The sequence below is a fragment of the Paenibacillus polymyxa genome (assembly GCF_015710975.1).
Classification (GTDB): Bacteria; Bacillota; Bacilli; order Paenibacillales; family Paenibacillaceae; genus Paenibacillus; species Paenibacillus polymyxa.
Window position 1 is genome coordinate 3900255 of record NZ_CP049783.1, and the last position, 25259, is coordinate 3925513.

Below are 25259 nucleotides of genomic sequence, written 5' to 3' on the forward strand. Positions count from 1 at the left end.
ATGAAAGGAGCATAAAACGTGGATAAGTTGCAAGCATTGTTGGGAGACCTTCCGGCAGATCGCCCTATAACGGCGACTCTACTGAATCAAGAAGAGCGGGAGGGTTATCGACTGGAGTGTCTCCTGCTGGACTTGAACGGGATCGAGTCTGTACCCGCTTATGTAGCTACACCCTTACAAGGGGACGGTCCGTTCCCATTGGTCGTATTTAACCATTCGCATGGGGGCAACTATACGAATGGACGTAAGGAACTGCTTCATAGCAGTTCTTACCTACAGCAGCCCTCGTTTGCTACAGTTCTGACAGACATGGGGTATTGCGTGTGCTGTATCGACATGTGGGGCTTCAACGAGCGTGGAGGCAAAACCGAGAGCGAGCTGGTAAAAGAAATGCTCTGGCAGGGTCAGGTGCTGTGGGGCATGATGCTGTATGATAACCGTCGTTTGGTAGATTATATGTGTCAGCGTGAGGACATTGATGCTTACCGTATCGCAACGATCGGTATGTCGATGGGTGGACTTATGGCATGGTGGATGGCTGCTTTAGATGAACGAATACAGGTCACGGTGGATATCTGCGGACAGGTAGATGCCCATACGCTGATCGCTAAAAGGGGATTGGATCATCATGGCTTCTATTCCTATGTCCCCGGCTTGTTGAAGCATTTCACCACGCTGGATATTCAAAAGCGGATCGCACCTCGTCCACGGATGAGTATAACAGGTCAAAATGATCGGATGTGTCCTATAGAAGGAGTCGAGCATTTGGCCAAGGGGTTGTTGGAAGCTTATCAGAAAGCAGGTCACCCTGAGCATTGGCAGCCTGTGATTGCGGGCGGTGGCCATATGGAGACATTGGAAATGCGAACGGCTTGGCAGTCATTTTTAGCTGAACACTTGTAAATCAAATGAAAGGATTGGGGTAACCATGCTAGTCGGAAAAGAATCCTTTTGTGATTTCCACACCATTCAGGAGGCGATTCATGTATTGGAGCAATCGCCTTCCAACGAAATGGAAACGTTAACTATTTTATCGGGTACCTATGAGGAAGAAGTGCGGATTTACCGTTCAAATCTACATATCATAGGCATCGGGCAGGTAGAGATTCGTATGGACCGGTATGCCAAGGAGCGGAATGAAGCAGGTGAGGAAATAGGAACCTTTGCGACACCGACTTTATTTATAGGCGGCAGCCATCTGATCTTGGAAAATCTCATCATTTCCAACACGGCCGGACAGGGAGAACACATTGGGCAGGCCGTTGCGGTATACGCTCATTGTGATCAAACCGTCTTTAGAAACTGCACCTTTAAAGGGTACCAGGACACGTTATTTACAGGCCCTCTGCCTCCTGCACCCAAAGAACGATTAAAGTTTGGTGGAATTCCTTTGAAAGAACACCATCCACACTATCGCCAGCTTTATCAGCATTGTTACATCGAGGGTACGATAGATTTCATTTTTGGCGGGGCTACCGCTTACTTTGAAGATTGCGAGATTCGTAGTTTGCGTCATCATAAGAACCATACAAGCTACGTTACAGCCGCCTCTACACCGCAAGGACAAACGTACGGCTATGTATTCGATCATTGCTATTTAACCGCAGAGCCTGATATTACTCCTGTTTTTTTGGGCCGTCCATGGCGGGAATATGCCAAAACCGTATTTGTCGATTGTAAAATGGGCGACCATATCGACCCGCGCGGCTGGGACAATTGGGACAATGTCGCGAATGAGAAAACCGTCTGCTATCAGGAATATGGCGGATCTGATGAAATAGCTTTATTACGTAAGCAGCGTGTTCCGTGGGCGGATTGCTTTGAAGCGAGGACAAAAGCATGGAGCAAGGAGCAGGTTTTTGAGGGAGTCACATTTTGGAAAGTAAGGAGAAGTGATGTCTCATGTTGATCCAAAACCCTATATTAAAAGGCTTTAATCCCGATCCGTGTATTACGCGAGTCGAAGATACTTACTATATTGTAGTGTCATCATTTGAGTGGCTGCCTGGAGTACGGGTGTATCAGTCCAAAGATTTGGCTCATTGGGAGCACTGCACGGATATTTTGACTGACCAGGTTGATTTGAGAGGGAACCCGAAAAATTGCAGCATTTGGGCACCGCAATTAAGCTATGCGGATAACCTTTTTTATCTGCTCTATACGGATGTGAAAAGCACCAAGCGTCCGTTCAAGGACGTTCATAATTTTGTGATAACGGCACCCACGATCAACGGACCGTGGTCGGAACCCGTTTATCTGAATAGTAGTGGATTTGATCCATCTTTATTTCATGATGAGGATGGACGCAAATGGCTGCTGAACGCGTTGTGGGATTACCGCATGTTGGAAAGCAATAAGTCATCGGGTATTGTCATGCAGGAGTATGACAGCAGTCAACAGCGGCTTGTTGGTGAGCCTATTAAAATTTTTGATTGCACTCCATTGAAGAAGACAGAAGCGCCCCACATCTACAGGCAGAACGGTTATTATTATCTTGTTACAGCGGAAGGTGGAACGGGTACGGGGCATGCAGTTACCGTAGCACGCTCCAAGCAGATAACCGGCCCGTATGAAGTAGACCCGCATAACCCGATGCTTACGTCTCGTGATCTGCTGAATTTCCCTTTACAATGCGCAGGACATGGCAGTCTTGTGGAAACACCGGACGGAGAATGGTATATGGCCCATTTATGCACACGTCCAGTGGAGGGGAAATACGCCATTTTAGGGCGCGAGACAGCGTTGCAACAAGTCTATTGGAATGATGAAGGCTGGCTGCGATTAACCGCCGGGGGCCATACACCTCAATTGGAGGTGCCTGCGCCTCAAGGGACAGTTTCGATTAAGCAAGAGCAGCAGGAGTATATTTTCGAAGACTTTTTCGAGGGCCCCACAATTGATAAATCGTGGAACACATTGCGTATCCTGGCGGACGATAGCTGGTGTTCATTAAGTCAGCGCCCAGGCTACCTTCGAATTCATGCTGGAGAATCCATACAAAGTCTGTTCCAGCATCACGTGCTTGCCATTCGGCAAACGGATCATCATTTTCGGGTAGAAACAGCACTGGAGTATCAGCCAACAAGCTATTTGCAAATGGCGGGACTTTTGCTGTATCTCAATGAAGAGGACTATTTGTATACGTATGTCAGCTATGAAGAGGGAGTGGGAAAAGTGCTGCGCATGATGCGCTGTGAAGCTAATTCATTTACGTTAGTTCCGCAAGTGATTGCACTTCAGAATGATCTTCCTGTACATTTGGCTGTAGAGGTCCATGCCTCCTATGCACAATTTTATTATGGAGTCGGAGATGAGCCTTCCTGGAAGCGACTTTTTGAAATACAGGATATCAGCTTTTTGTCGGGAGGATTTACAGGGAATTTTGTAGGTATTGCTGCTCATGATATGCAACAATTCCAAGGGAGCTACGCTGACTTTTCCCATTTCTTATACTATGGTAAGGACCATCTCTCCTCATAAAAAATATAATACTGACTATATTGCAAGCACCTTAATCGGTGCTTTTTTTCTGCACATTACCTTTTCACATTATAATCTCGCAAAATCTCCAAAAAAGCAGTGGTTGCTTTCGTCTCAAATATTGCAGAAGGGGTCAGAAAAGAAAATTTCCGAATGAACGGGAGATTGAGAATATCCAATACTTCTAATGTTCCCAAAGCAAGTTCCTTTTGAATTACCCATTGGGACAGCAAAGAAATCCCCAAGCCCGCTTCTACCGACTCTTTGATGATCTGTGTACTGCCAAAATTCATCATATGAGAAGGATAAAATCGAAGCTGTGCAAACATCTTTTCAGCCGCCTCCCGGGTTCCAGAGCCTTCTTCCCGCAGAATCCAGATGTCCTCATGCAGCTCATTTATATCCACTTGAGATTTACCGGCCAAACGATGATTTTGCGGAACGACAATAACCATTTCATCATCGGCGAAGGATTCAATGTGCAAATGGTCATGCTGAAATTCTCCTTCGATAATGCCCACATCCAGTTGATTATGGATCACGAGCTTTTCAATTTCCAATGTATTGCCGATGGTAATGGAAGGCTGAATGAGTGGGTACTGAATTCTCATTTGCGCAATTACATGTGGTAATACATATTCACCATACGTGTAGCTTGCACCAATAGACAGGTTACCCTTTGCCGTATGCATTAGCTCATCCACCAAGTACTGCATACGTGTATGGAGTCGGATAATCTCCTGGGCATGATGATACACAATTTCACCTGCTTTAGTTAAACGCACATATTTATTACTTCGCTCCAAGAGCCGGGTTCCTACACTGCGTTCCAATGTTTGAATATATTGACTTACCCCAGGTTGGGTCATATGTAGTGCCTCAGCAGCTCGTGTGAAGTTTTGTTTCTCCGCAACCTTAACAAAAACGATTAAAGATTGATCCAAAGCTTATTCCTCCAATTTAATCATGCTATTTACTTATTATCATTATTGTAATGATTTATTTTTCTTATGACAAAATACATATTAAGCTGTATGCATGTAGAATTGGAGGGAATCAGCATGAAAAGTCATATTAAACACAGCAAACTTTTATTGAACAAAGGTCGATTGTTTCGGTTTTTATTCGGCATTGTGCTAACGATGATCTTCGCACTGGCGGGATACGTCCTGAATGAAGTACCAGGCTTTCATTATGTAGGTCCATTGGCCTGTGCGATGTTTCTCGCTATACTATACCGACAGTTGTGGGGATATCCTGAAGCTGTACGCTCAGGAATTGAATTTTCAGCTAAGAAAATACTGCGCGGAGCTATTGTGTTGTATGGACTGAAGCTGAATATGGATGTTGTTATTCATCAGGGGCTGGGGTTGCTTTTACGTGATGTAGGCACTGTGGTGTTCGCCATTTTTTTTACGGTTTGGCTGGCCAAACGATGTAAGGCAGATGCTTCGCTTTCTCTACTTCTAGGGATTGGAACAGGAGTTTGCGGTGCAGCAGCAATAGCAGCTGTATCTCCCTTGTTAAAGTCCGACGATGAGGATACAGCCATAGGAGTTGGACTCATTGCCTTGGTCGGAACGGTATTTGCTATTTTGTTTACAGTACTTCGACCTTGGCTTCCTCTGACGGATATGCAATATGGAATCTGGTCGGGCATCAGCTTACATGAAATTGCACATGTGGCCTTAGCAGCAGCGCCTGCCGGACAGGATGCTCTTGCCATGGGTTTATTAGCCAAACTGGGGCGTGTCTTCTTACTCATACCGCTTAGCTTTATTTTAATGTATTGGATGAAACGAACCGGAAAGATTCGTACAGGTACTAAAGTGGAGTTCCCTTGGTTCCTCATTGGCTTTATTGCGGCAAGTATTTTGGGAAGTTATGTTTTTGGAAAATATATTTTAGTTCCACCTAATCTAATGAACGAACTTTCTCAGCTTACTACCTTTATGTTAACGATGGCTATGGTAGGCATGGGGCTGAATGTGAGCTTTAAGACTTTAAGAGAGAAAGCAATGCTGCCCTTACTTGTACTGTCTGTTACTTCGATCATTCTTGTAGGGCTAACGTTTGTAACTGTATAAATTGGAAGTATGTGCTTGTGATGAGATTGTAGCAAATGAGATTAATAAACTGGAAAGAGCTCTGCTTGCGTATAGCTGGCGGAGCTTTTTAGTGCTTTCGTATTACAAGGCTGAAATATATAATGAATGAATCGTAACTTTTTACATAGGAGTCGCGTCTATCAAAATGGAGGCTTCAGAGGTGCATAAAATGTAAAATTTTCATAGTGAAAAATTAGAGATTGGTAGGGTACATATGAAGAAAATTAGTTTATTTGCTTTTTTGTTTCTGTTTCTATTAGCATTTCCAGGAGAAAGTCACGCTGCGTCTTCAAATTCACATATTCAGCTGGACGGTAAAGATATAAGTGTCAGCAAGGGTGCGCAGATTCAGGAAGTAAAGGGCAATGTGCTGGTTCCACTCCGTCTTATTGTAGAGGAATTGGGTTATCGTGTGAATTGGGAATCCAAGACAGGTACCATAACTATACATAAACAAAATCTCAACCTGAGCCTTCAGGTCAACAATCCCATTGCCTCAGTTAATGATCAACCGATGGGGCTGGCTGTAGCTCCTTTGCTGGACGGGGGGACGACTTATGTTCCACTTCGTTTTGTATCTGAACAGACAGGAGTTGAAGTGGTCTGGAACAACGAACTTAAAACCGTATTTTTGACGACTCCGTCTGCTTCAAGCGGAAACAGCGTGACCACCCGTGATCACTCTGCTACTCAAGCTGCAAGTGATGCTACAGAGAGTGAGCGTACAGCTATACACCAAATTAACTTCAACAATCACGAATTGATGATAACGGTGGATGGAAAGGTAAGCCCCAAAGTAACCACATTGACTCAACCAGATCGTATTGTTATAGATATACCTGATTCGAAGTTTGGCGAGGAATTTCCAGCTTCGCAATCGATTAACAATGGTGGACAAGGAAGCTTTCTAGTCACAGAAGATCTAGATGCTTCCAAGGTAAGATACTCCATGTTTAGCACAAACCCAGCCTCGGCACGTATTGTGGTTGATCTTGATCACAGCACACCCTTTCATCTTATTAATGCAGATGATGGTAAAGTTGTCATAGCGTTGGATCAGGCTTCGGAGGAGTCAGCATCTACCGATACTGTTATATCTACTATACCTGTTGAGCCTACGATTTCTTCTGACGGACACGCGCAGGGGATTGACGTCTCGCACCATAATGGCAATATTGATTGGCAGCAGGTGGCGGCAGCAGGCAAGACATTTGCTTTTATTAAAGCTACAGAGGGCACCAAGTATCAAGATAATCAATTTTTTGCAAATGTTCAGGGGGCCAGAGATGCTAACATCCTGGTTGGCGCTTATCACTTTTTAAACGCAACTACCGTAGATGGAGCTCGCCAGGAAGCAGCTAATTTCGCCAGGGCTCTAGATTCAGCAGGAGGAAGGCTGGATCTGCCCCCTGTGATGGATTATGAAAATAATCCTAAAGGTCTTACTTCCGCACAGATCAGTGAAGTGGCTCATGCATTTTTGGATGAAATGGAGAAGCTTACCGGACGTGAGCCGATCGTATACACGGGAAATGTCTTTGCTTCCAAGTTTGATCCTACGTTTTCTATGTATAAATTGTGGGTAGCGCGATACAGCACTACGCAAAAGCCGACCGCAGTTCCAGCTTGGAATAGCTGGTGGGCTTGGCAATACAGTAGCACAGGCAGTGTTCCAGGTATTAGCGGCCAAGTCGATCTAGATGAGTACAATGGAACGATAGATGAACTTCGTGCTTCATTGGCAGGCTCGCTTGATTAGAAGGTTCATGTCATGGTTAATCCTCGCGAATCCGGATAGGATCTGCGAGGATTTTTAATGTCTGATTTGTTTAGTTGGGCATGATCCAAACGATTTCGCTGATTCGAACAAAGAATTTTTTTCCGTATACATCCAAGATGACATGGTCAGGCTTACTATCTACTACACATCCATCAATTCTGCCACGTGTTGTTTCAAGTACAACGTACTTGCCGATCATTGATTTTAATGTCTCTACGACATATGGATCTACGGGGTGTACCACGACATGGTGGGAGGTAGGAGGGTGAGGAAAAGGTTGGTTAACATTATAATTAAACATTTGATTTGAATTCAATTGCTTCACTCCTTCAGGATTAGTTGTGATATCCTATGCTCCTGCCTAGGAAAGGTGTAGGCTAATGCCCATCCGTGAAAATATTCATAACATTGCCAAAAAGCCCGGTCCATAGGAAAGCTCCATACATAAGCTATGTTGTACCTTGAATTAAAGGAGGCAATGATCCATGAGTGAATGTGAAAGAGGTTGCGGTGGCGGTTCGGTAGGGGGCTACCCAGGCGTTTGGACATCGACAGGAGCTATTCTGGTATTGTTCATTCTGCTCGTTATCATTACAAAGTCTTTTTGGATCTAAATTCAATTGAGTAGCTTAACCCCCCATTGGTATATTACCGGTGGGGGGTTAAGTGTTTTAGAGAATGGATTGTATGATAAAACACCCCAAATAACAGCGCACAAGCCCAACACAACTGTGCGGGGCTGGGTAGCTGTCAAATGAGGTGTTTGGCATCAATAAGCCGAAACGGGAGATGGATGAGGATTAAATTAAAGCAATCGCTAATAGGGTAAATAGGCTCAAAGTTAAGATTTGATCACCATACCCGTAAGGATAAAAGGCAGACGTTTGTACACGTCCGTTCCGCTCGGTTTTTAAGTACACATTTTTACGATCCACATCCGTAATGGTTCCTTCGTACTGTTTTCCATCAATGGTGAGAATACGCACCCTTTTATTCATACAGTTCAAACAGTTGTAGTAAGCGTCCATTCCATCACCCCCTCTTATACACATTGGCATTTTATGAGAGAGAAAGCCTTATGGTAACGGCGAACATACAGGGAAGGGGGATTCCGTCGTACTTAAGATCTGACTAAGGTTAATCTTGCTCTTGATAGGGATTAAAGGAAAAGCCAGGGTATTCATGAGTATAGGTATAACCTCTTTGGGGGGCGATCTGACGATGTGATGAAGTATCGTTTAGCCTTACATAAATCCCTGGTTTTCGAGGTGGCTGCTGCTTGCAGTCATTGGGAGGACCGATGATGACAGGTTTTTTAATAGGGGCGAGCGCTTCCTGAACCTTTTTCTCATCCAGGCAGTAAGTATGAGCCATAATGTTACTCGGCGTTAGCCGCAAAACATCGGAGCCTAAAATGAATTCAGGGACTGGAGCGTTAAAAATCGCCAACAAGTGAGTGTTGTCCACCGTGGCGACTAGATAATGCCACCATCCCTGAGGGACGTTAGCCACCTGTCCAGGTGTAATCGGAAAATGTCGTAACTCGCGGGTAAAGGGATTAAGCAGTGACACGGTCACTGCTCCAGAAATACAGTATATTAGTTCTGTGGCATTTTGATGGTAGTGAGGCTCTACAACATTAGCAGTGCTGAGACGGATATCCAGTAGCGATACATTTGCTAATGTATTCAGCTGCTGGATCGACAGCTCGTTGATTGAGTTCTGAGCATCTTTCTGAAACAAAATATTGTCGCTTAAAACATAGGTGAACTGTACAGTGGGAGAGGTGTAATCCATATATGAATTCACGTGTCCTTTCCTGCCTTTCTGTTACTCGAAATGAATGATCGTACGCTACCCTATGCATTCGCCTATATTTATGTGCACAAAATGTGGTTTGAAAAAGCAAATGTCAGATTCAGGTCCTGGGTAGATTGAATCGAAAAATAGCGAAAAAAGTCACGTATTCAAGTGTAGTCGAAATGTGGTCTATTGCCCTCTCATACACGTCAGCCCCTTAGGAATGGTGTTTTATTAGCTTAGTTATTCTTAGGACCAGAGCCGGATGATACGTAAATGCGGCTTGTGGTATACTGCAACGGACGTGTGAATGCATCAATATCCGATTCCATATATAGCCACGCGTCATTTCCGCAGCTAGTCATAAGTTATGGCAAAAGAAGCATCATCGGATAAACGTCCCTGAGTTGTACAGGCCGGAATGGTTGCACCGGACAGAACATGAAAGAGGAGGTTGTCTGGAATATGAAAAAATTATCTATTTTAATCCTGTCCTGCGCATGCATGTTAGCTACTGTATTATCAGTCGCACCAGGACAAGCACAGGCACAATCGTCAGCTTTAAAGAAAGGGATTCAAAGCGAACGGGTGCTGGAGCTTCAACAGCAGCTTCATTCACTCGGTTACTTCAAAGCTGGTTTTACGGGATACTATGGCTCTTTGACCAGCAAAGCGGTGGCTCGTTTTCAGCGGGATAACGGTCTGACGCCTGATGGTATAGCGGGAGCGGCAACACAGGCCAAGCTGGATTCGTTCGGAAAGGTCCGCGTAACCGCGTTGGATCAACTGGCACGGATCATTTATTCCGAGGCGCGTGGGGAATCGTTTGAAGGACAAGTAGCTGTTGGCGCTGTCGTATTAAACCGTGTGCAGTCCGGCGAGTTTCCAAGCTCGATTCCCGACGTTATTTTACAGCCGGGTCAATTCACCGCTGTACAGGATGGTCAATACCGCCTGAAGCCCAACAAGACTGCGTACCGAGCAGCCAGACAGGCACTTAATGGGGCTGATCCGACCAATGGGTCCTTGTTTTATTACAACCCAGCGATTGCCACAGCCAAATGGAGTAAAAGCCGTCCGGCTGTCATCTCACTTGGTCGTCATACATTTACGAATTAATTCCATATGAGCATTTGTAATTTTTTCAGCCGTCAGTAGCTTCTTCTAGAAGTGGTGACGGCTTTTTGTGTATTCACAAATTTGTAATATATTAGGGGGGATGTATCTCGTTTTATATTAAAAATTCTACCTATTATTCCGATACTCTTAATAGACAAAAAATGAAATCAAAGGAGTCTTTCTAAAATGAGTCAACATCCTTATACCATCGAAGTGGATCAAGTCATTAAAACGGTACATATGGCAGTGAATGGAGTTTTTAGCCAAGAGGAGTATGACAGCTTTGTAAAGGATTATATCGCCAAAACTTCATCTATTCAGGCATCGAACTTTACACTCAGGGTAGATTGCACCCAAATGGCACTTTTGGGACCAGGTGAAGTAGAGAAACTGAAGGGTTCTTTTGCACGTTATAAAGAAACTGGATTTGCCAAAATAATTTTTGTTATCAGCCTCCAGCAAACGATTATTAAAATGCAGCTTGGTCGCGTAGCACGTGAAGCAGGATTAAACAACGTAGATATTGTAGTACAATAATGCGCTGACGTATGAGTAAGGGGGAAACCTGATGAGCCATATCAGAATAAAAGCACTGGGAGTGTATCATCCGTCCCACTCGTTGAATAACGAATATTATATTCGCCATTTTGACGAGCGGGGAAAAGATATTCGACGCTTCATGGAGCATATGGGAAGAAAACACCGCTATATCATTGATGACCCCAACGAAAACGGTCTAACTATGGGGATAGCAGCTGCGCAAAAAGCATTGGAGCAAGCTGGTATGACAGGTCGTGATGTGGATATGATCGTGTTCTCCACTCAAGTTCCTGAGTCGCTGTTTCCGATGAATGCCTTGTTTGTTCACCAGGCGATTGGGGCCAGACATGATGTGGTAGTGATGGATTCCAATGCGAATTGTGCAGGGATGACAGTAGCTGTCGATCAAGCCAGTCGGTCGATGTTATCTAATCCCGATGTGCGGACAGCGCTTATTATCGGCTCAGATTATAATTCGCTCATTTCCGATCCTGCGGATGAGATTACTTATGCGAACTATGGGGATGCTGCGTGCGCAGTTATTTTGGAGCGTACTGAAGAGGAAACTGGATTCATAGATTCCCTGTATTTTACGGACCCCGTCAATATAGATAAAATTTTGTACCCGGCTCAGGGGTTAGCGGCGACACTCCAAAGGAACGCGCCCGGAAAATATATTCAGTGGCTTCCGTTCGACGCCAATATGGCCCTGCCTCCAACATTCGAGCTGCTTGAACGCATTATAAAAAAGAATGGGCTGACGCCTCAGGATGTGCGGGCTTATTGTCTGTCGCAGTTTTCATTGGCCAATGTGTTGAAGATCCAGGATCATTTGGAGCTAGAGGATGATCAGATGATTTATGTGGGTGATCGTTATGGTTATACAGGTACCAGCAGCCCGTTCATTGCTCTATATGAAGGTATTGGATCAGGTCGTATCCGGCGTGGCGATCATGTGCTATTCTGGACGATCGGAGCTGGATATCAACTGGTTGCTATGTTGTTCAAATATTAGGAATACGAAGACCTTGCAGCTGCAAGGTCTTTTTGTATTTCCCACCATGATAATTGTAATGATTTGGTTGTGTTAGGGGTGATTATTTTGTAAAATTTAAACATTGAATTCATAAGGGAGAGCTCATATTGCGGACATTGGATAACATGACAATGATGACGGAAAACATCGTACACAATTCATAATAGGAGCTGAAGGGTTATTAAAATCAAAAATTTGTTTTACGGGGAACGAATAAAACTGGCCGCAGTCAGGGAAGAAGATGCTGAACTGATGTTCAAATGGGGTGAGGATGCGAAGTATTTGCGAAATGTAGATACGGATTTGGCACTCCCCTACACGTTGAAACAGATGGAATCGGAAGGATCTCCTAGCTCTAACGAGATCTATTTTCGGTTAAGAACATTGGCAGACGATGTCTTGATCGGATTTGTTGCTATTCATGGGATTGAGTGGAATAATCGCTGCGGGCAGCTGGCAGTAGGTATAGGTAATACAGACTACCGTGGCAAGGGTTTTGGAGCGGAAGCTATACGTCTCATTCTTCGTTATGCATTTTATGAGCTGAATCTTAATCGGGTCGGCTTGGATGTGATTGAGTACAATACACAAGCGATCCGTACCTATGAAAAGGCAGGGTTCCAGCTGGAGGGTAGAGTTCGTTCCGCTGTTCTCCGTGATGGCAACAGCTATGATCGTATTATGATGGGCATCCTGTACTCTGAATGGATTTCGACTCTTCAAGAATAATAGATACACAATTTGTTCATAAAATATTCCATAATAAGCCTTTTAATAATGTTAAAAGAGGTTTATAGTTAAGGGGTCACATGCCCAAATCATTATTAATTTGAGTATGAGTCAAAGCTGAGGAGGAATTTACATGGCAAACGTTGTAAGGTCCGTTACTTCACCCAAGAAATTTATTTCTGGACAAAATCTACTCTCGTCGTTAAATGACTACATCAAGGATTATGGCGATAAGGCTTATGTTATTTGCGATGAGTTTATCCTTGAAAGAGCCCAAAAGGAGGCAGGTGCTTCGATTGAAGCAGCTGGTAACCAGGTGGTCTTTGAGAAATTCCAATATGAATGTACAAAAGAAGAGATTGATCGTAACCGTGAATTAGTACGCAAACATGGTTCGAACATCATTATAGGGATTGGCGGGGGAAAAACGCTGGATACCGCCAAGGCAACAGCATATTATGAAAAGCTGCCTGTTGTTATTTTTCCAACGATTGCTTCTACAGATGCTCCTTGTACCGCGCTTGCGGTTATTTACAAGAAGGATGGCTCTTTTGACGAATATTTGTTCCTGCCTACGAATCCAGATGTAGTACTTGCGGATACAGGTATTTTGGCAGCGGCGCCTGCACGTTTCTTTGCAGCAGGAATCGGTGATGCACTGGCCACTTATTTTGAAGCTCGTGCCTGCTATCAGGCCAATGGGGACAATCTGGTGCTGAACAAGCCTTCCACTACAGGTCTGGGACTGGCTCGCCTTTGTTATGATACACTACTGGAAAATGCTGTGAAGGCCAAACGCGCGGTGGATCGTAAAGTGTATACTCGTGCGGTTGAGGATACGATTGAAGCGACTATTTATCTGAGTGGTGTCGGAGCAGAATCAGGTGGATTGGCAGCGGCACATGCCATTCATAATGGCATGACGGCTGTTCCTTCGCTTCACAAAGCACAGCATGGTGAGAAAGTTACTTTCGGCTTGTTAACTCAGCTGGTGCTGGAAAACGCACCAAAAGAAGAGCTGGAGACCGTGATTAAGCTGGTTAAGGATGTAGGTCTTCCATTAACGCTTCGTGACCTGGGTGTAGAGGAATTTGTTGAGGCTGAATGGCGCCAGGTGGCTGAAGCTGCTTGTGCAGCAAATGATACGATGATCAACATGCCGTTCCCGGTTAGTCCTGATGATGTGTATAATGCAATCATCGCAGCCAATGCGATTGCAGAATCCTATCAATAATAGTTTTTTTCTAATTCGAAAAGTGAATTTTACAAAGACGGGTCTGTCATACCACTGACAGGCCCGTTTCGTTTATGTGCACTAACGAGTGAAACGAAAGAAGGGACCAGGGACTTATATCCTATCTTGTCCTGACCGATATAGATATAACAGGGAAATTAGGTTGGTCACACAGCAGGAGGAGATTTGATGTTGGTACATGGTAAAACACGTAGGGGCAACTTGTACATCCATATGTCCAGCGGTTTTCACAAGATTGGGGATTTTCGGGAAGAATATTCCGTAGCACCAGGTGATCGGCTGATGTCTAGATTAACCAAGCGGATCTACACCATTGTATCCGTACATCTTGGTGAAGAGGCGTATGCCGATCTTGATCTTGAAGAGGTAATCAGAAATAGTTAGAGAGTTCATTTGACTGGGTATGAAAAAAGCTTGTATTTCGCTCTAGGAGCAAAGTACAAGCTTTTTTCTTTCAGCGGAGGGACTCATGAAGAAGATCTCGGGTGATAATATTATTTTGGTTCATAAAATGTCTGATGGCTGCCTGCGAATTGGTTGCCGACAGTTCCTTTCCCCATGTCATGGCATAGGCCCAGGCTGGCTGATTCTGTAGCACCTTCGCACTTGGCAGAATATCGCTTTCTCCGATTCCCATAGGCTTGCCTTGTGCAAGCTTTAGCAATTCAGTGTAGTAGGAGGATTTGTAATCATTATTATAGATATCGGCTGCAAGCACATCTACCCGGTTAATGCCTGGAAAGGACAGATTATAGGGCGTGCTGTATGCGTTCGGGGCATTGGGACTCCAGACCCACAATAGGTTATCTAAATGATGGACATGTACGAACCGATCATACATTAGATCCCACAGCTTAGCGTAATTTTGTTTGTTCCCCCACCAAAACCAGTTGCCGTTCATTTCATGATAGGGTCTCCATAAAACTGGCACATCCGCATCCCGTAAGGTCTTAAGGGACAGAGCCGCCTCGTCCAAATCAGTGATGAGCTGCTTATATTGCGGGGTACCCGGCGTGATGTAACGATTAAATTCAGCTTGAGTAATTTTTGCTTGTACGTTTTTCCACGTTTTTGGCTTGCCCGGTAACGCCTGATGAAAGGTGATAGCTACGATTCCGCCGTCCTGGCTCCATTCAATAGCACTATTCACAACGCGCTGACGTTGCTCTCGTAAAGCAGTACGGGACTGATTAGCCAACCCACCAAACTCATAGCCGTGAAGTCCTGCGTATTGTCCGCTGATTTGTTGCAGCTTGTTATTTTGTTCATCCGGTGCCTCTAAATAATCATGCTGTCCAGAAATTAGCATACCATCCGGTACATTAGTTAAATAGGCAAGTAATTGCCTGGCTTTGGCAGAGGCATGAGCATTAATTGGCGGGGCGGCATCGGCAACAATGAACGATTGTTGAGAGCCGCTAAAGAGTAAAACAAGCATTAGCAGTAGCACCCTCTGTAACCAAAAGCGTGTTGAGTGAGATTTCATGGCGCTCCTCCTTTGATGCTGGTAATGGGATTAGTGTTTTTCTTTGTGTTTTCTAAGTTGTATGTAGGCGCTAATCATGATCATTATCAGACTAATCATAGTCCACCCATTGAGTTCCTGCGATTGTATCCAATTGTCCCACACAAGGAAGCCTGATATAAAAACAAGCAAACCCACTATAAGGTACATTTTGGTTTGTGCTGGACGCTTGGTACGTTTAGAAACCCAATGTATGATGCCCAAAATGATGGCTGCCTGAAATAAAAATATACCCATTATCATTAAACTAGCTATAAAAATAGGGGACATCCGTATCCTCCTCCTAGGTCTACAAACAGAATATGCAGGTTGTAACCGCAGATGTGGATTCTTAGATGCAAGTTTTAGGACAGGGTGAGTAACTGTTGTGCTCTGGTTATGATCTTGAACAAGTTGACTAAATTATACCATAACTACCGTCCTGCAATGAAAGGCGTCTAAATACCCACTCTACCTTGATTCGCCATCATACTTTATATTCAGTGAAATATCGACATATGGTTTGTACACTACGTACATATGAAGCTCCGTTTGGAAATGGCGGTAAAGTATAAGCATAAATGCAACGCGAAATCGACGGAAAAGTTTGGTATGATTAAAGTGGATTGCAAAGGAGGTTTTCATATGAATGAAGAAAACAGACCATTTTCTAGTCCAGCAGATGCTGAGGGAACCAAAGCAAACTTTGATGCCAATCAGCGGAAGCTTCACTCCGAGGGAGCTTCAAGCCTTTGGCGTCAGGTTAGTAATCTGCTTATTCTGGTTGGCGTAATTGCATTGATTATTATTATAGGCCGATTACTTTAATGAGATGACTGAAAAGTCAAAAAGATTAGGGATGTGAAATGGAGTGTTAAAGGCAGCTTTACTTTTTATTTTGGCTGGCATCGCCGAAATCGGAGGTGGATATTTGATCTGGCAGTGGCTGCGAGAAGGCAAGACATGGTATGTCGGACTTTGCGGCGGAGTGATTTTAGCTGTCTATGGAGTCATTGCCACCTTCCAGGTTTTCTCCTCCTTTGGGCGTGTATATGCAGCATACGGAGGTGTCTTTATTGTTCTTTCCATTGCATGGGGCTGGTGGATTGATAAAAAGACACCTGACTTGTACGATTTCATTGGTGGATTGATTTGTTTAGTAGGCATAGCTGTAATTCTGTTGCCGCGCTCAGGTTGATAGGACAAAAACCCCTTTTTTATTTTTGAAAACATGACTATAGGTCTACAAAAATAAGCTTCATATTCCGAAATAGAACTTAAGGAGGGGGTTCTATGAACTGGAATCAAATGAAGCTTAGATTGAAATTTGGCAGTGCTATGCCGAAGAGTGAAGGTAATTTCTCTTTTGGTCTCTTGTGTGGACTCTTCATCAGCATTGTGCTGTGGATCTCAATTATTGGTTGGATCATGCTTATCTTCAAGTGATGCTTAACAAAAACCTGTGACTTATCATTCATGCTTTATTTTGTAAAATCATTACGTAGTTTGTCTATTCCACGGCCTACGGCTTCATCAATCATATCGGTAGCTGCAGGTGAATCGGCACCAGGGTCAGGAATCCGATCAAATCCTGGTTCACGCTTATCCAGAGATTGTTTATATTCGATTTGATCGTCAGTAAGACTCTTTTTTTCGGAATTATGTTTTTTCATAGCACATTACACGCTCCTTCTTAGGCATGGTCAGTTCTACACTTTACATAAACGCTTATGCTCCATATTAAACGCTTATAAAATAAACCGGGAAGGATAAATCCCGCCCGGTACTTTCCAAACAACTAGCGATGCTCAATCAAATCAATCGCTCCCAGAACAACATGAGCCAGTCCGAAACCGAGAATGCCTGTAGCTGCAAGTTTGTACTTACTGCTCAGCAACACAGCGCCTGAAGCCGATACTACCGTCCCAAGAACAGCTGGAATCATACCTTCACGCATTCGTAACACCCCTTCTGGTGGTTTGGAAAGACGTTTATTAGTGTAGTTCAAATGTGCACAAGTTATACAAAAAGAGAAAATTTATATTTTTTTTAAAAACCCCTTTACATTTTGATGAAATTATCGTATTATAAGTTGGTGCCCAGATGAACGACATTTACATAACGAGAACACTTCTTAGTAAGTAAGCTTCTCAGATACTTGTAAGACAAGAACAAGTAAGTGTAAAATAGCGTTCCTAAATGCTTGCCGGGGTGGCGGAATTGGCAGACGCACAGGACTTAAAATCCTGCGGTAGGTGACTACCGTACCGGTTCGATCCCGGTCCTCGGCATCCTAGTTTATTGCATGAAGCCCTTGATAATCAGGGGCTTTTTGCTTTTTTTAGGGGTTGAGATCTAAAACCCATATCATAAGGGGCGAGTGCCATTTTCACTTTTGGGGACGGATTGGGGACAAATTTTTGGATTTACGCATAGCTTTGACATGAGTGGATACTTCCTCTATATGCATATCTGCATACCTCATAGGCTTCATTTTTTATGGAAAGGTAAAGTCTTCAGACTGAGTCGCTCTTGATTAACGCATCAATAACTTTGGTTGCTTCTTCCTCAAAATAGTTTTTCTGTTCTCTTTACGCCTTTCTTATCCTCGTTACTAATATCCGCTAGAGGATTATTTTTCGTAGCCTGATGAAGGAGAGATTGAGGTAAAGTAGGAGCCTACCCTTATTCTAATATGACTTCCATCATAATTTTGGTAATATAATCTTTTTCCCGGTATTTTACCACGGCATCATATATATATTCTTCATAAACATAATCTCCTAAAGATAAGTTTAGTCGATCCATTTCCGAAAAAAGTCGATCATAGGTTTCATGAATGCTCTTTTCTTCACCAATATGGTAGCCCGTTAGAAAATATCCTTTCTTAGTTTTCAAATAAGGATAGTCCTCCCGAGGATTAGGTTGCTTTATGTACAGATAACTGTAGTTCGTATATTCACCCTTCAATACTTGCTCTTTTTTTGTAATACCCCCAATAGGATATCCTGTATCGAGAAATGATACATATAATTCGTCAACAAATTCTGAAACCACTCTCACAAAATCTTCTTCCGAAATATTTTTTATATTTTTACTAAGATAAAGTGTTGCTTCTGCGTGTTCTTCAAGAGAAATCTGATGAAAATCTAACCGCAATGCCTCTTCCATGAGTTCTATTTTTGCGTCAATGATCCTTTCCGTCATTTCAATTTCTTTTCTTTTTTTAACAATGTTCTCTTTCTGTTGGTGCATTAAAGATAAAAAGCTGGCAGGTGATTTGTGTTTCATATACTGCTGGATTTCTTTGAGTGACATTCCAAGATCTTTTAACAATTCAATCACGTTGAACCATTCTAATTGACGAATAGAATAAAAACGATATCCTTTATCGTTTTTGTAAATCGGAGAAAAAAGGCCAATTTGATCGTAATAGAGTAATGTCTGCTTATTAACTTTACATAGATCGGAAAATTCCCTCGGAGTAAAGTACTTTTCATTCATTTTTGAGTGCCTCCCTTGACTGTATAGTTACTATATACCATATGATCGTTTTGTAAACAAACTAAATGGAAAGGTTTTGTTATTATGTTTAGCGAAATTCGGGTTGTAACGAGCTCGAATGAAAAAGAAGTACTTTCCTTAAGCATAGCTAAGGATCAGCGACAGTTTGTAGAATCCATCTCACAGTGTTTACAAGAGGCTAGGGAGGATACTCGTTTTGTACCAGTAGGTCTGTATAAAAATGCTATACCAGTGGGTTTTGCTATGTACGGTAAATTTGAAGACGAAGTCTGGTTCGATCGGTTTCTAATAGATGAGCGATTTCAGGGAATGGGCTTGGGCAAATATTTTATGGAAAAGCTTATTTCATTTTTAGAAAATGAGTACCCTGGCCACCATATTTATTTAAGTGTTTATGAAAATAATATCCATGCAATTCAATTATATAAACAATTTGGATTTACTTTCACAGGTGACTATTATACACCAAAAGAAAAAATAATGAATAAAAGAAATCAATGAGATTGATAAGTTTTGAACATAGGATGTAACTATCAAAGGAGATTAAATGTAATGAATGTTAAAAAATATTTAGGTGTCTTGCTTTTTATTTTAGTGACCATCCTGTTTACAGGCTGTTCGCTCCAAACGGTCTCATTAAAGGACTCGACACACAGCAGTTCTGTTTTAACGCAATTTGATGAAGTCGCTAAATATATTTCGGAGCATAATGATCTTCCCGGGAATTATATAACCAAGAAAGAGGCCAGAAAATTAGGCTGGGAGCCTAGTGAAGGAAATTTGGAAAAAGTAGCCCCAGGCAAAAGCATAGGCGGTGATGTATTTCGAAATCGAGAAGGCTTGTTGCCTGAGAAAAAAGGGAGAATTTGGTACGAAGCAGACATTAATTACTCAGGCGGAACTAGGGGGAGCGATCGAATTCTCTACTCCAATGATGGCTTAATCTATAAAACAACTGATCATTACCGTACGTTTGAGCAACTAAAAGAATGAAGGAGGCTTTATGATGGTTGTAATTATAAATGGAAATAACATTCATGGAAAAGAAGAATTACATGACACACTTCAAGCCCAGCTTGGATTAGACCAAACTTACGGTCGAAATTTGGATGCATTATGGGATTGCTTAACTGGCTCCATCCCGATGCCACTTACAATTCAATGGCTTGATTTTCACGCAAGCAGGAAATCCCTTGGAGAATACGCCGATCGTTTGTTGGATTTAATGCGTGAAGCCGAAGAAGAGGTGGAGAATTTTACTTTTGACGTGAAAGTATAATTATCTTTTTAAGATTTTCACTTTTAGTTAGGAGAACAAAGACGAATTGGGGACAGACTCTGGTATTTTATATAGATTACAGTATCTGCAGGTACACAGGACCAACGAAGCGCCTCACCGTTAATATGCGGAAGAGGCGCTTTAATTTTGGAAAAATTACATGCTATAAAATTCAGTTTAGTTTTGTGTTTTGTAATGATAATTCTGCTACCAAATGATTTATTATCTTAATCTGGATATAGATACATCATCCAAAAGAATGGTTGCAAAAGTATCCTGTGCTGTAACGCGGAACACTAAATCTCTAGAGACTGTCCCCGAATTCCCTGAGATTGAGAAGGTACGGGAGACTCTCTCATATTGTGATGAAGGTAGCGAGTTAAGCTGGATCGTGTAGGTTTGCTCTCCTAAACTAATTTGAAGCCGACCACCGAAAGGACTGATCAAATTACGTACCCAGAAGGTCACACGGTATCTTCTTCCTCTTCTCAGATCGGAAATCGTTTGTCTAAGCGAGACGCTGTGCCCCGGGTTAGCTGAGATTCTGACGGCTTGATTGCCACTGTGCGGGTTGGTTCTGGTAATAAAGATTTGACCTGTCACGTTGCTGACGTTTGCAATCCAAGGTGTCAAATCCTGATCTTCAAAGCCGCCGTTTCTAACAACAGCCTGAGTAGGCAATATTCTTTTCTTCTTCAATGCGTGAGGTTGAGATTGTATAGGGGATCTATTCATCCCTCTACGGACAGTAGCTGTACTTTTTCCAGTTTTTTTAGGTTTCATCTCAGCCAACTCTCTTTCAGTAAAAAATGTATTTTGTATTAGTAGTTTATGAAAGTGTGAATAATAGTGTTCATATTAAGAGAAACCAAAAATACCGCCGTATGGCGGTATTTTTTTTAGTTACGTAATTACAGCGAGAAAGAGTTTTACGACTTTATAGAGCAAAATCTTGTAACAGAGGGCCGAAGCCTTTCTATTGCATAAGTTGGTATAATCATTGGTACAGCAACTTTTGACAGAAAGACATCGGAGACGAGAATTATCCCGAAAAGCGCAGAAATGCTTGTTATTCAGGAACTCTTAGCAAAGACTACAACATAGCAAACGCATAGTGATGTAGATCAATTCAGCCGCATTTGAACTGTGAATTTGACGCACAAATTTGGATTTGGCCATGGGAAGGTGGGTTCAGTGAAGCTGATATGAGTCTGACATACCATATGGAACAGTTAAGAGTCTGTTTTATGAATTTTATTAACTATGTATATATTGTAATGGATAAGAAAACAGGAGACATTGCTATTGTCGATCCGTCATGGGATTTATCGAAAATAGAGTCATATCTTCGACAGTTGAATGGTAATCTCAGAGTCATACTATTAACCCATTCACATTTAGATCATGTTAATTTGGTAAATCCGCTCCTGGAAAAGTATAGACCGCACGTATTCATGTCAATACAAGAAATCGATTATTACCATTTTAGATGTGATAATTTACATCCCGTTAAAGATGGGGATATTATCAAACTTGGAGAAACAGAAATTAGAAGTCTTTTGACCCCAGGACATACCGTGGGAAGTGTATGCTATCTTTTATCCAATCACTTGTTTACGGGGGATACCATTTTCATTGAAGGTTGTGGCTTTTGTGATCCGAATGGAGGAGATCCGAAAGACTTATATCATAGCGTTCAAAAAATAAAGCGAGAGGTTGATAGCTCCATTCAAATTTATCCTGCTCATTCATATGGTAAAGCACCTGGGTTCCCACTCAGTCACCTTATGGATGAAAATATTTATTTTCAATTTACGAGCATGAAGCCGTTTATTAATTTCAGAATGCGCCCCAACCAAAAAGGTTTATTCAATTTTAAATGAGTTGGTAAAAGGGGGCAGTTCTAAAGGGTGATGGGGCCTCTATCCCCTTAAAGATAGACCGGGTTGTTGCCAAAATGGCAATTGACACTGTTTGAGCAGAGGATTATAATGGAAATATACTATTCCAATTATATGATTATATGAAAAATAAAGGAACTTGTTTGCGGTTAATCGCTGGCGGGTCACGTTAACCACTGATGAGGGACATATCGTGAGAGATTGTAGCTTATCAAGCAGGATAAGTGAAAGGGCGAAGCTATGCATACACTGGCAGCAGACATTATAGGGGTTGATTTTGGCAGTATGTTTTGTTAGGAGATGAGCGGAGTGAATTGGTACGTGCTTTTTGTGCGAACGGGTAGGGAAGAAAGGGTTAAACAACTTTTTAATAAGTGGTTTGATTCTGAAGTTTACAAACCATTTATACCGCTCCAAGAGAGGCTTTTTAAAGTAGCAGGAACAGTCAAGAAAGAATTAGCGCCTTTGTTCCCCAGTTATGTGTTTATTGAGTCCAACTTACCTGACTTGCAGTTCGTAACAAGTACAAATTCAATGATTTATACTTCCAGCGATATCATTCGTTTATTGAGATATTCGAAGTTAGAAGCTTCTATGCGAGATTGCGAGAGACAAGTTTTAGAGAGTTTATGCAATGATAGATATTGTATAGAATGCTCAACTGGAATTATTGAAGGAGACAATATACGTATCATAGAAGGGCCGCTTAAAGGAAGAAGCAGCATAGTTAAGAAGATAGACAGACATAAAAGACAGGCGGTTATTCAGCTAGAATTTATGGGTGATATCAGACTAGTGAACGTAGCTTTAGAAATTATTAGTAAAGTTTAAATAGAATAATCGTGGGGATATCTTCTCCATTTGGAAGCTTTCAGAGCCCTTAAGGCATTTGAAGGTTTTTTTGGTTTGTGCTTGCCTATTCATAGGGGGATATGCATGTGACCATGTATACGGAACAGCTCATGTTGAAGCGGGAAGATATCGTGATGAAGGCGGCTGTTAGTTTTGTACATGCAGTTTGCCGTGACGATGCTGCTCTCGATCCGGAGATTTTTCATTCAGATGAGTGTAGCTACTTTGAGAGCCTGCTATTCCAGCGCCGAAAATCCAACTTTCTGCTTGGCAGGCTAAGTGCAAAACAAGCAGCATCCGTGCTGTTAAGGGAGCAGAACCTACGCAACATAAGCGTGGAGACAGGTGTTTTCGGCCAGCCCTTGCTTCGAACTACCGGAGTCCCTGGTTACCAAGTGAGCATTGCCCACTGTGATGAAATCGGGACCGCTGTTGTTTTTCCAGAAGCGCATCCTATGGGGATTGATATTGAGAGGATAAGTCCTAACCGAAATAAGACCATGGAAAGCCAATTGACGACGGAAGAAAGGGAAAGAATCGCAGCCGTGCGAGGAGTAGAGGAATACTCTGTTTTATTGACGGTTTCTTGGACGGTAAAGGAGGCGATTTCGAAAATATTGCGCACAGGCTTTACCGCATCATTGCAAGTGCTTGAAATTAACGAGATCAGATTTAATAGTGGATGCTTTCGGAGTACATTTTCGCATTTTCCGCAATATGCCGCCCAGTCGTATCGGTTGGGTAACTACATCTTTACTATTGCAGCGCCAAGGAAGACGGAATGGAGTATCAATATGTCTCAATTGTATGAGCAATTTAATCCGATTTTCCATCCAAGCTGTTTGTAAATAACCCAATTTTAGGAGGATATACATGCGTAAAGAAGAAGTATTCGAAATCGTTAAAGGTTGTATTTGTGAAGTTCTACCGGAATTAAACGATCACCAGTTTCAGTATGACGATCGCTTGGTAGATTTGGGTGCGGATTCGGTAGATCGAGCCGATATTGTAATGAAGTCTATGGAAGCATTATCTCTTAATATTCCGCGCGTTGAGTTATCTGGCGTTAAAAATGTAGGAGAGTTGGCAGATGCGCTCTATGCCAAATTATAAAGAGCCTGAGTTAGTTATTACGGGAGTTGGTGTTACTTCGTCGATTGGGCAAGGGAAGACTGCCTTTGCTTCGGCGCTGTTCAAAGGGCAACATGCATTTGGAGTTATGCAACGTCCAGGCAGAAAGGGAGAAGCTTCATTTATAGGTGCGGAGCTGCCATCTCTGTCTTATCCGGAGACCATTTCCAAACGAATGTTACGAACCGCATCATTTTCAGGACAGGTGGCAATGGTTACCCTTCAAGAGGCCTGGGATGATGCTCAATTGGATGACGTGGACCCTAGCTGCATAGGATTGGTGATTGGAGGCTCCAATTTTCAGCAACGGGAATTATTTCAAACCTATGAGGCTTATCGGGAAAAAATGCACTTTGTATCTCCGACCTATGGGCTGTCCTTTATGGATACTGATTTGTGCGGATTATGCACTGAGCAATTCGGTATTCAAGGGTTAGCGTATACTGTCGGCGGGGCTTCCGCGAGCGGACAAGTCGCCATCATTCAAGCGATTGAGGCAATTCAAGCAAATCGGGTTGATGTGTGCATTGCGATGGGGGCGTTGATGGATATTTCGTATTTGGAATGCCAGGCATTGCGATCTTTGGGAGCCATGGGAAGCGACCGATATGCCGACCAACCAGCAATGGCGTGTCGCCCCTTTGATAAGATGCACGATGGATTTATATACGGGGAATCTTGCGGAGTTATCGTCATAGAGCGGTCGGATTTTGCAATGAAGCGGCAGGGGAAACCTTATGCAAAGCTTGCAGGCTGGGATATGGGGATGGATCGGAACCGGAACCCCAATCCTTCTTATGAGGGCGAGGTTCGAGTGATTAAAAGGGCCTTAGAGAAAGCGAAACTGTCGCCGGAAAAAATTGATTATATTAATCCCCATGGGACAGGCTCTGTAATTGGGGACGAGATCGAAATAAAGGCAATACAGGATTGCCAATTATCACATGCTTACATCAATGCAACCAAATCCATTATCGGGCATGGTCTGAGCGCAGCCGGGACGGTTGAAATTATTGCTACTCTTCTACAAATGAAAGAGTCGAAACTTCATCCTACCCGCAATTTGGAGGAGCCGATCAAAGTGGATTGCAACTGGGTGAAAAATGAGTCCATCCCAGCGGTTATTCACAATACTATGAATTTGAGCATGGGATTTGGCGGGATCAATACGGCCATCTGTATGCAAAAGTATGAGTCGGGCATTTAAGAAAGGGGGAGCA

The 25259-nt window shown here is 42.8% G+C and carries 32 protein-coding genes and 1 tRNA gene; 24 read left to right on the forward strand and 9 right to left on the reverse strand.

The window, feature by feature from the left end; translation table 11 throughout:
- Positions 1–18: 18 nt before the first annotated feature.
- From G7035_RS17475 to G7035_RS17485, 3 genes are read left to right on the forward strand one after another with little or no spacing between them, the layout of a single operon-like run.
- A complete protein-coding gene (locus G7035_RS17475) occupies positions 19–903 on the forward strand; it encodes a dienelactone hydrolase family protein (RefSeq protein WP_019688012.1) in 885 nt (294 codons plus the stop codon).
- Positions 904–928: 25 nt separating this feature from the next.
- A complete protein-coding gene (locus G7035_RS17480; RefSeq protein WP_019688011.1) occupies positions 929–1909 on the forward strand; it encodes a pectinesterase family protein in 981 nt (326 codons plus the stop codon).
- Positions 1903–3480, forward strand: a complete 1578-nt coding sequence (locus G7035_RS17485; protein ID WP_019688010.1) for a glycoside hydrolase family 43 protein — start codon at positions 1903–1905, stop codon at positions 3478–3480. Before G7035_RS17480 ends, G7035_RS17485 begins: the two co-directional genes overlap by 7 nt.
- A 56-nt stretch (positions 3481–3536) precedes the next feature.
- Here the strand turns inward: G7035_RS17485 and G7035_RS17490 are convergent, their stop codons facing one another.
- A complete protein-coding gene (locus tag G7035_RS17490; protein WP_019688009.1) occupies positions 3537–4424 on the reverse strand; it encodes a LysR family transcriptional regulator in 888 nt (295 codons plus the stop codon).
- Positions 4425–4541: 117 nt separating this feature from the next.
- Here G7035_RS17490 and G7035_RS17495 point away from each other — a divergent pair, with 117 nt between their 5' ends.
- Entirely contained in the window at positions 4542–5567 is a 1026-nt protein-coding gene (locus G7035_RS17495; RefSeq protein WP_019688008.1) for a YeiH family protein, read from the forward strand.
- 235 nt (positions 5568–5802) lie between these two features.
- A complete protein-coding gene (locus tag G7035_RS17500) occupies positions 5803–7347 on the forward strand; it encodes a GH25 family lysozyme (RefSeq protein WP_019688007.1) in 1545 nt (514 codons plus the stop codon).
- Positions 7348–7417: 70 nt separating this feature from the next.
- On the opposite strand, the gene G7035_RS17505 is transcribed toward G7035_RS17500, so the two are convergent.
- Positions 7418–7684, reverse strand: a complete 267-nt coding sequence (locus G7035_RS17505) for a DUF2642 domain-containing protein (RefSeq protein WP_019688006.1) — start codon at positions 7682–7684, stop codon at positions 7418–7420.
- A 169-nt stretch (positions 7685–7853) separates the two neighbouring features.
- Here G7035_RS17505 and G7035_RS27700 point away from each other — a divergent pair, with 169 nt between their 5' ends.
- Positions 7854–7982 (forward strand): hypothetical protein, encoded by a 129-nt coding sequence (locus tag G7035_RS27700; RefSeq protein ID WP_016821506.1) that lies wholly within the window; start codon positions 7854–7856, stop codon positions 7980–7982.
- Between the two features lie 186 nt (positions 7983–8168).
- Here G7035_RS27700 and G7035_RS17510 read toward each other — a convergent pair whose 3' ends face one another.
- Positions 8169–8396, reverse strand: a complete 228-nt coding sequence (locus G7035_RS17510) for an LSm family protein (protein WP_019688005.1) — start codon at positions 8394–8396, stop codon at positions 8169–8171.
- 109 nt (positions 8397–8505) lie between these two features.
- Positions 8506–9177, reverse strand: a complete 672-nt coding sequence (locus G7035_RS17515) for a cupin domain-containing protein (protein WP_019688004.1) — start codon at positions 9175–9177, stop codon at positions 8506–8508.
- A gap of 456 nt (positions 9178–9633) precedes the next feature.
- On the opposite strand from G7035_RS17515, the gene G7035_RS17520 reads away from it, so the two are divergent.
- From G7035_RS17520 to G7035_RS17545, 6 genes are all read left to right on the forward strand, one after another.
- Positions 9634–10287 (forward strand): cell wall hydrolase, encoded by a 654-nt coding sequence (locus tag G7035_RS17520; RefSeq protein ID WP_019688003.1) that lies wholly within the window; start codon positions 9634–9636, stop codon positions 10285–10287.
- Between the two features lie 186 nt (positions 10288–10473).
- Positions 10474–10824 (forward strand): hypothetical protein, encoded by a 351-nt coding sequence (locus G7035_RS17525; RefSeq protein WP_013371964.1) that lies wholly within the window; start codon positions 10474–10476, stop codon positions 10822–10824.
- 31 nt (positions 10825–10855) lie between these two features.
- On the forward strand, positions 10856–11842 hold the full coding sequence (locus G7035_RS17530; protein ID WP_017428103.1) for a ketoacyl-ACP synthase III: 987 nt from the start codon (positions 10856–10858) through the stop codon (positions 11840–11842).
- A 273-nt stretch (positions 11843–12115) separates the two neighbouring features.
- Positions 12116–12592: a GNAT family N-acetyltransferase gene (locus G7035_RS17535; protein WP_230681874.1), complete on the forward strand. Its 477-nt coding sequence runs from the start codon at positions 12116–12118 to the stop codon at positions 12590–12592.
- A 133-nt stretch (positions 12593–12725) separates the two neighbouring features.
- Positions 12726–13826: a glycerol dehydrogenase gene (locus G7035_RS17540; RefSeq protein WP_019688002.1), complete on the forward strand. Its 1101-nt coding sequence runs from the start codon at positions 12726–12728 to the stop codon at positions 13824–13826.
- Positions 13827–14015: 189 nt separating this feature from the next.
- On the forward strand, positions 14016–14231 hold the full coding sequence (locus G7035_RS17545) for a hypothetical protein (protein WP_013371960.1): 216 nt from the start codon (positions 14016–14018) through the stop codon (positions 14229–14231).
- 70 nt (positions 14232–14301) lie between these two features.
- On the opposite strand, the gene G7035_RS17550 is transcribed toward G7035_RS17545, so the two are convergent.
- Positions 14302–15333 (reverse strand): glycosyl hydrolase, encoded by a 1032-nt coding sequence (locus G7035_RS17550; protein WP_019688001.1) that lies wholly within the window; start codon positions 15331–15333, stop codon positions 14302–14304.
- Positions 15334–15996: 663 nt separating this feature from the next.
- Here G7035_RS17550 and G7035_RS17555 point away from each other — a divergent pair.
- The 3 genes from G7035_RS17555 (at position 15997) to G7035_RS17565 (ending at position 16797) form a co-directional block, all read left to right on the forward strand.
- Positions 15997–16179: a hypothetical protein gene (locus tag G7035_RS17555; RefSeq protein ID WP_016821496.1), complete on the forward strand. Its 183-nt coding sequence runs from the start codon at positions 15997–15999 to the stop codon at positions 16177–16179.
- A 43-nt stretch (positions 16180–16222) separates the two neighbouring features.
- The gene (locus G7035_RS17560; RefSeq protein ID WP_013371956.1) at positions 16223–16549 is read left to right on the forward strand and encodes a YnfA family protein; all 327 of its coding nucleotides are present in this window, start codon (positions 16223–16225) and stop codon (positions 16547–16549) included.
- 95 nt (positions 16550–16644) lie between these two features.
- Positions 16645–16797, forward strand: coding sequence for a hypothetical protein (locus G7035_RS17565; RefSeq protein WP_019688000.1), 153 nt, complete (start codon positions 16645–16647; stop codon positions 16795–16797).
- Positions 16798–16832: 35 nt separating this feature from the next.
- Here G7035_RS17565 and G7035_RS17570 read toward each other — a convergent pair whose 3' ends face one another.
- Positions 16833–17024 carry a hypothetical protein gene (locus G7035_RS17570; protein WP_019687999.1) on the reverse strand — a complete coding sequence of 64 codons (192 nt, stop codon included), beginning with the start codon at positions 17022–17024 and terminating at the stop codon, positions 16833–16835.
- A gap of 125 nt (positions 17025–17149) precedes the next feature.
- Positions 17150–17308 carry a hypothetical protein gene (locus G7035_RS17575; RefSeq protein WP_013311032.1) on the reverse strand — a complete coding sequence of 53 codons (159 nt, stop codon included), beginning with the start codon at positions 17306–17308 and terminating at the stop codon, positions 17150–17152.
- A gap of 248 nt (positions 17309–17556) precedes the next feature.
- On the opposite strand from G7035_RS17575, the gene G7035_RS17580 reads away from it, so the two are divergent.
- Positions 17557–17642, forward strand: a tRNA-Leu gene (locus G7035_RS17580).
- A 394-nt stretch (positions 17643–18036) separates the two neighbouring features.
- Here G7035_RS17580 and G7035_RS17585 read toward each other — a convergent pair.
- On the reverse strand, positions 18037–18855 hold the full coding sequence (locus tag G7035_RS17585; protein WP_019687998.1) for a MerR family transcriptional regulator: 819 nt from the start codon (positions 18853–18855) through the stop codon (positions 18037–18039).
- 84 nt (positions 18856–18939) lie between these two features.
- Between G7035_RS17585 and G7035_RS17590 the strand changes: the two genes are divergently transcribed.
- Genes G7035_RS17590 through G7035_RS17600 form a run of 3 tightly spaced genes read left to right on the forward strand, consistent with a single transcriptional unit; the run spans position 18940 to position 20155 of the window.
- Entirely contained in the window at positions 18940–19377 is a 438-nt protein-coding gene (locus G7035_RS17590; RefSeq protein ID WP_017428097.1) for a GNAT family N-acetyltransferase, read from the forward strand.
- A gap of 51 nt (positions 19378–19428) precedes the next feature.
- Positions 19429–19869 (forward strand): ribonuclease domain-containing protein, encoded by a 441-nt coding sequence (locus G7035_RS17595; protein ID WP_017428096.1) that lies wholly within the window; start codon positions 19429–19431, stop codon positions 19867–19869.
- Positions 19870–19882: 13 nt separating this feature from the next.
- Complete coding sequence (locus G7035_RS17600; RefSeq protein WP_016821490.1) at positions 19883–20155, forward strand: barstar family protein; 273 nt, start codon at positions 19883–19885, stop codon at positions 20153–20155.
- Positions 20156–20377: 222 nt separating this feature from the next.
- Here the strand turns inward: G7035_RS17600 and G7035_RS17605 are convergent, their stop codons facing one another.
- Positions 20378–20854 carry a carbohydrate binding domain-containing protein gene (locus G7035_RS17605; protein WP_228552633.1) on the reverse strand — a complete coding sequence of 159 codons (477 nt, stop codon included), beginning with the start codon at positions 20852–20854 and terminating at the stop codon, positions 20378–20380.
- A gap of 524 nt (positions 20855–21378) precedes the next feature.
- Here G7035_RS17605 and G7035_RS17610 point away from each other — a divergent pair.
- The 5 genes from G7035_RS17610 (at position 21379) to G7035_RS17630 (ending at position 25246) form a co-directional block, all read left to right on the forward strand.
- Positions 21379–22038, forward strand: coding sequence for an MBL fold metallo-hydrolase (locus G7035_RS17610; protein ID WP_230877793.1), 660 nt, complete (start codon positions 21379–21381; stop codon positions 22036–22038).
- A gap of 318 nt (positions 22039–22356) precedes the next feature.
- Positions 22357–22887: an antiterminator LoaP gene (loaP, locus tag G7035_RS17615; protein WP_206704151.1), complete on the forward strand. Its 531-nt coding sequence runs from the start codon at positions 22357–22359 to the stop codon at positions 22885–22887.
- Positions 22888–23000: 113 nt separating this feature from the next.
- Positions 23001–23756 carry a 4'-phosphopantetheinyl transferase family protein gene (locus tag G7035_RS17620; protein ID WP_225164909.1) on the forward strand — a complete coding sequence of 252 codons (756 nt, stop codon included), beginning with the start codon at positions 23001–23003 and terminating at the stop codon, positions 23754–23756.
- A gap of 25 nt (positions 23757–23781) precedes the next feature.
- The gene (locus G7035_RS17625; protein ID WP_016821485.1) at positions 23782–24021 is read left to right on the forward strand and encodes an acyl carrier protein; all 240 of its coding nucleotides are present in this window, start codon (positions 23782–23784) and stop codon (positions 24019–24021) included.
- Positions 23999–25246, forward strand: coding sequence for a beta-ketoacyl synthase N-terminal-like domain-containing protein (locus G7035_RS17630; RefSeq protein ID WP_019687994.1), 1248 nt, complete (start codon positions 23999–24001; stop codon positions 25244–25246). Before G7035_RS17625 ends, G7035_RS17630 begins: the two co-directional genes overlap by 23 nt.
- The last annotated feature ends 13 nt before the right edge of the window (positions 25247–25259 follow it).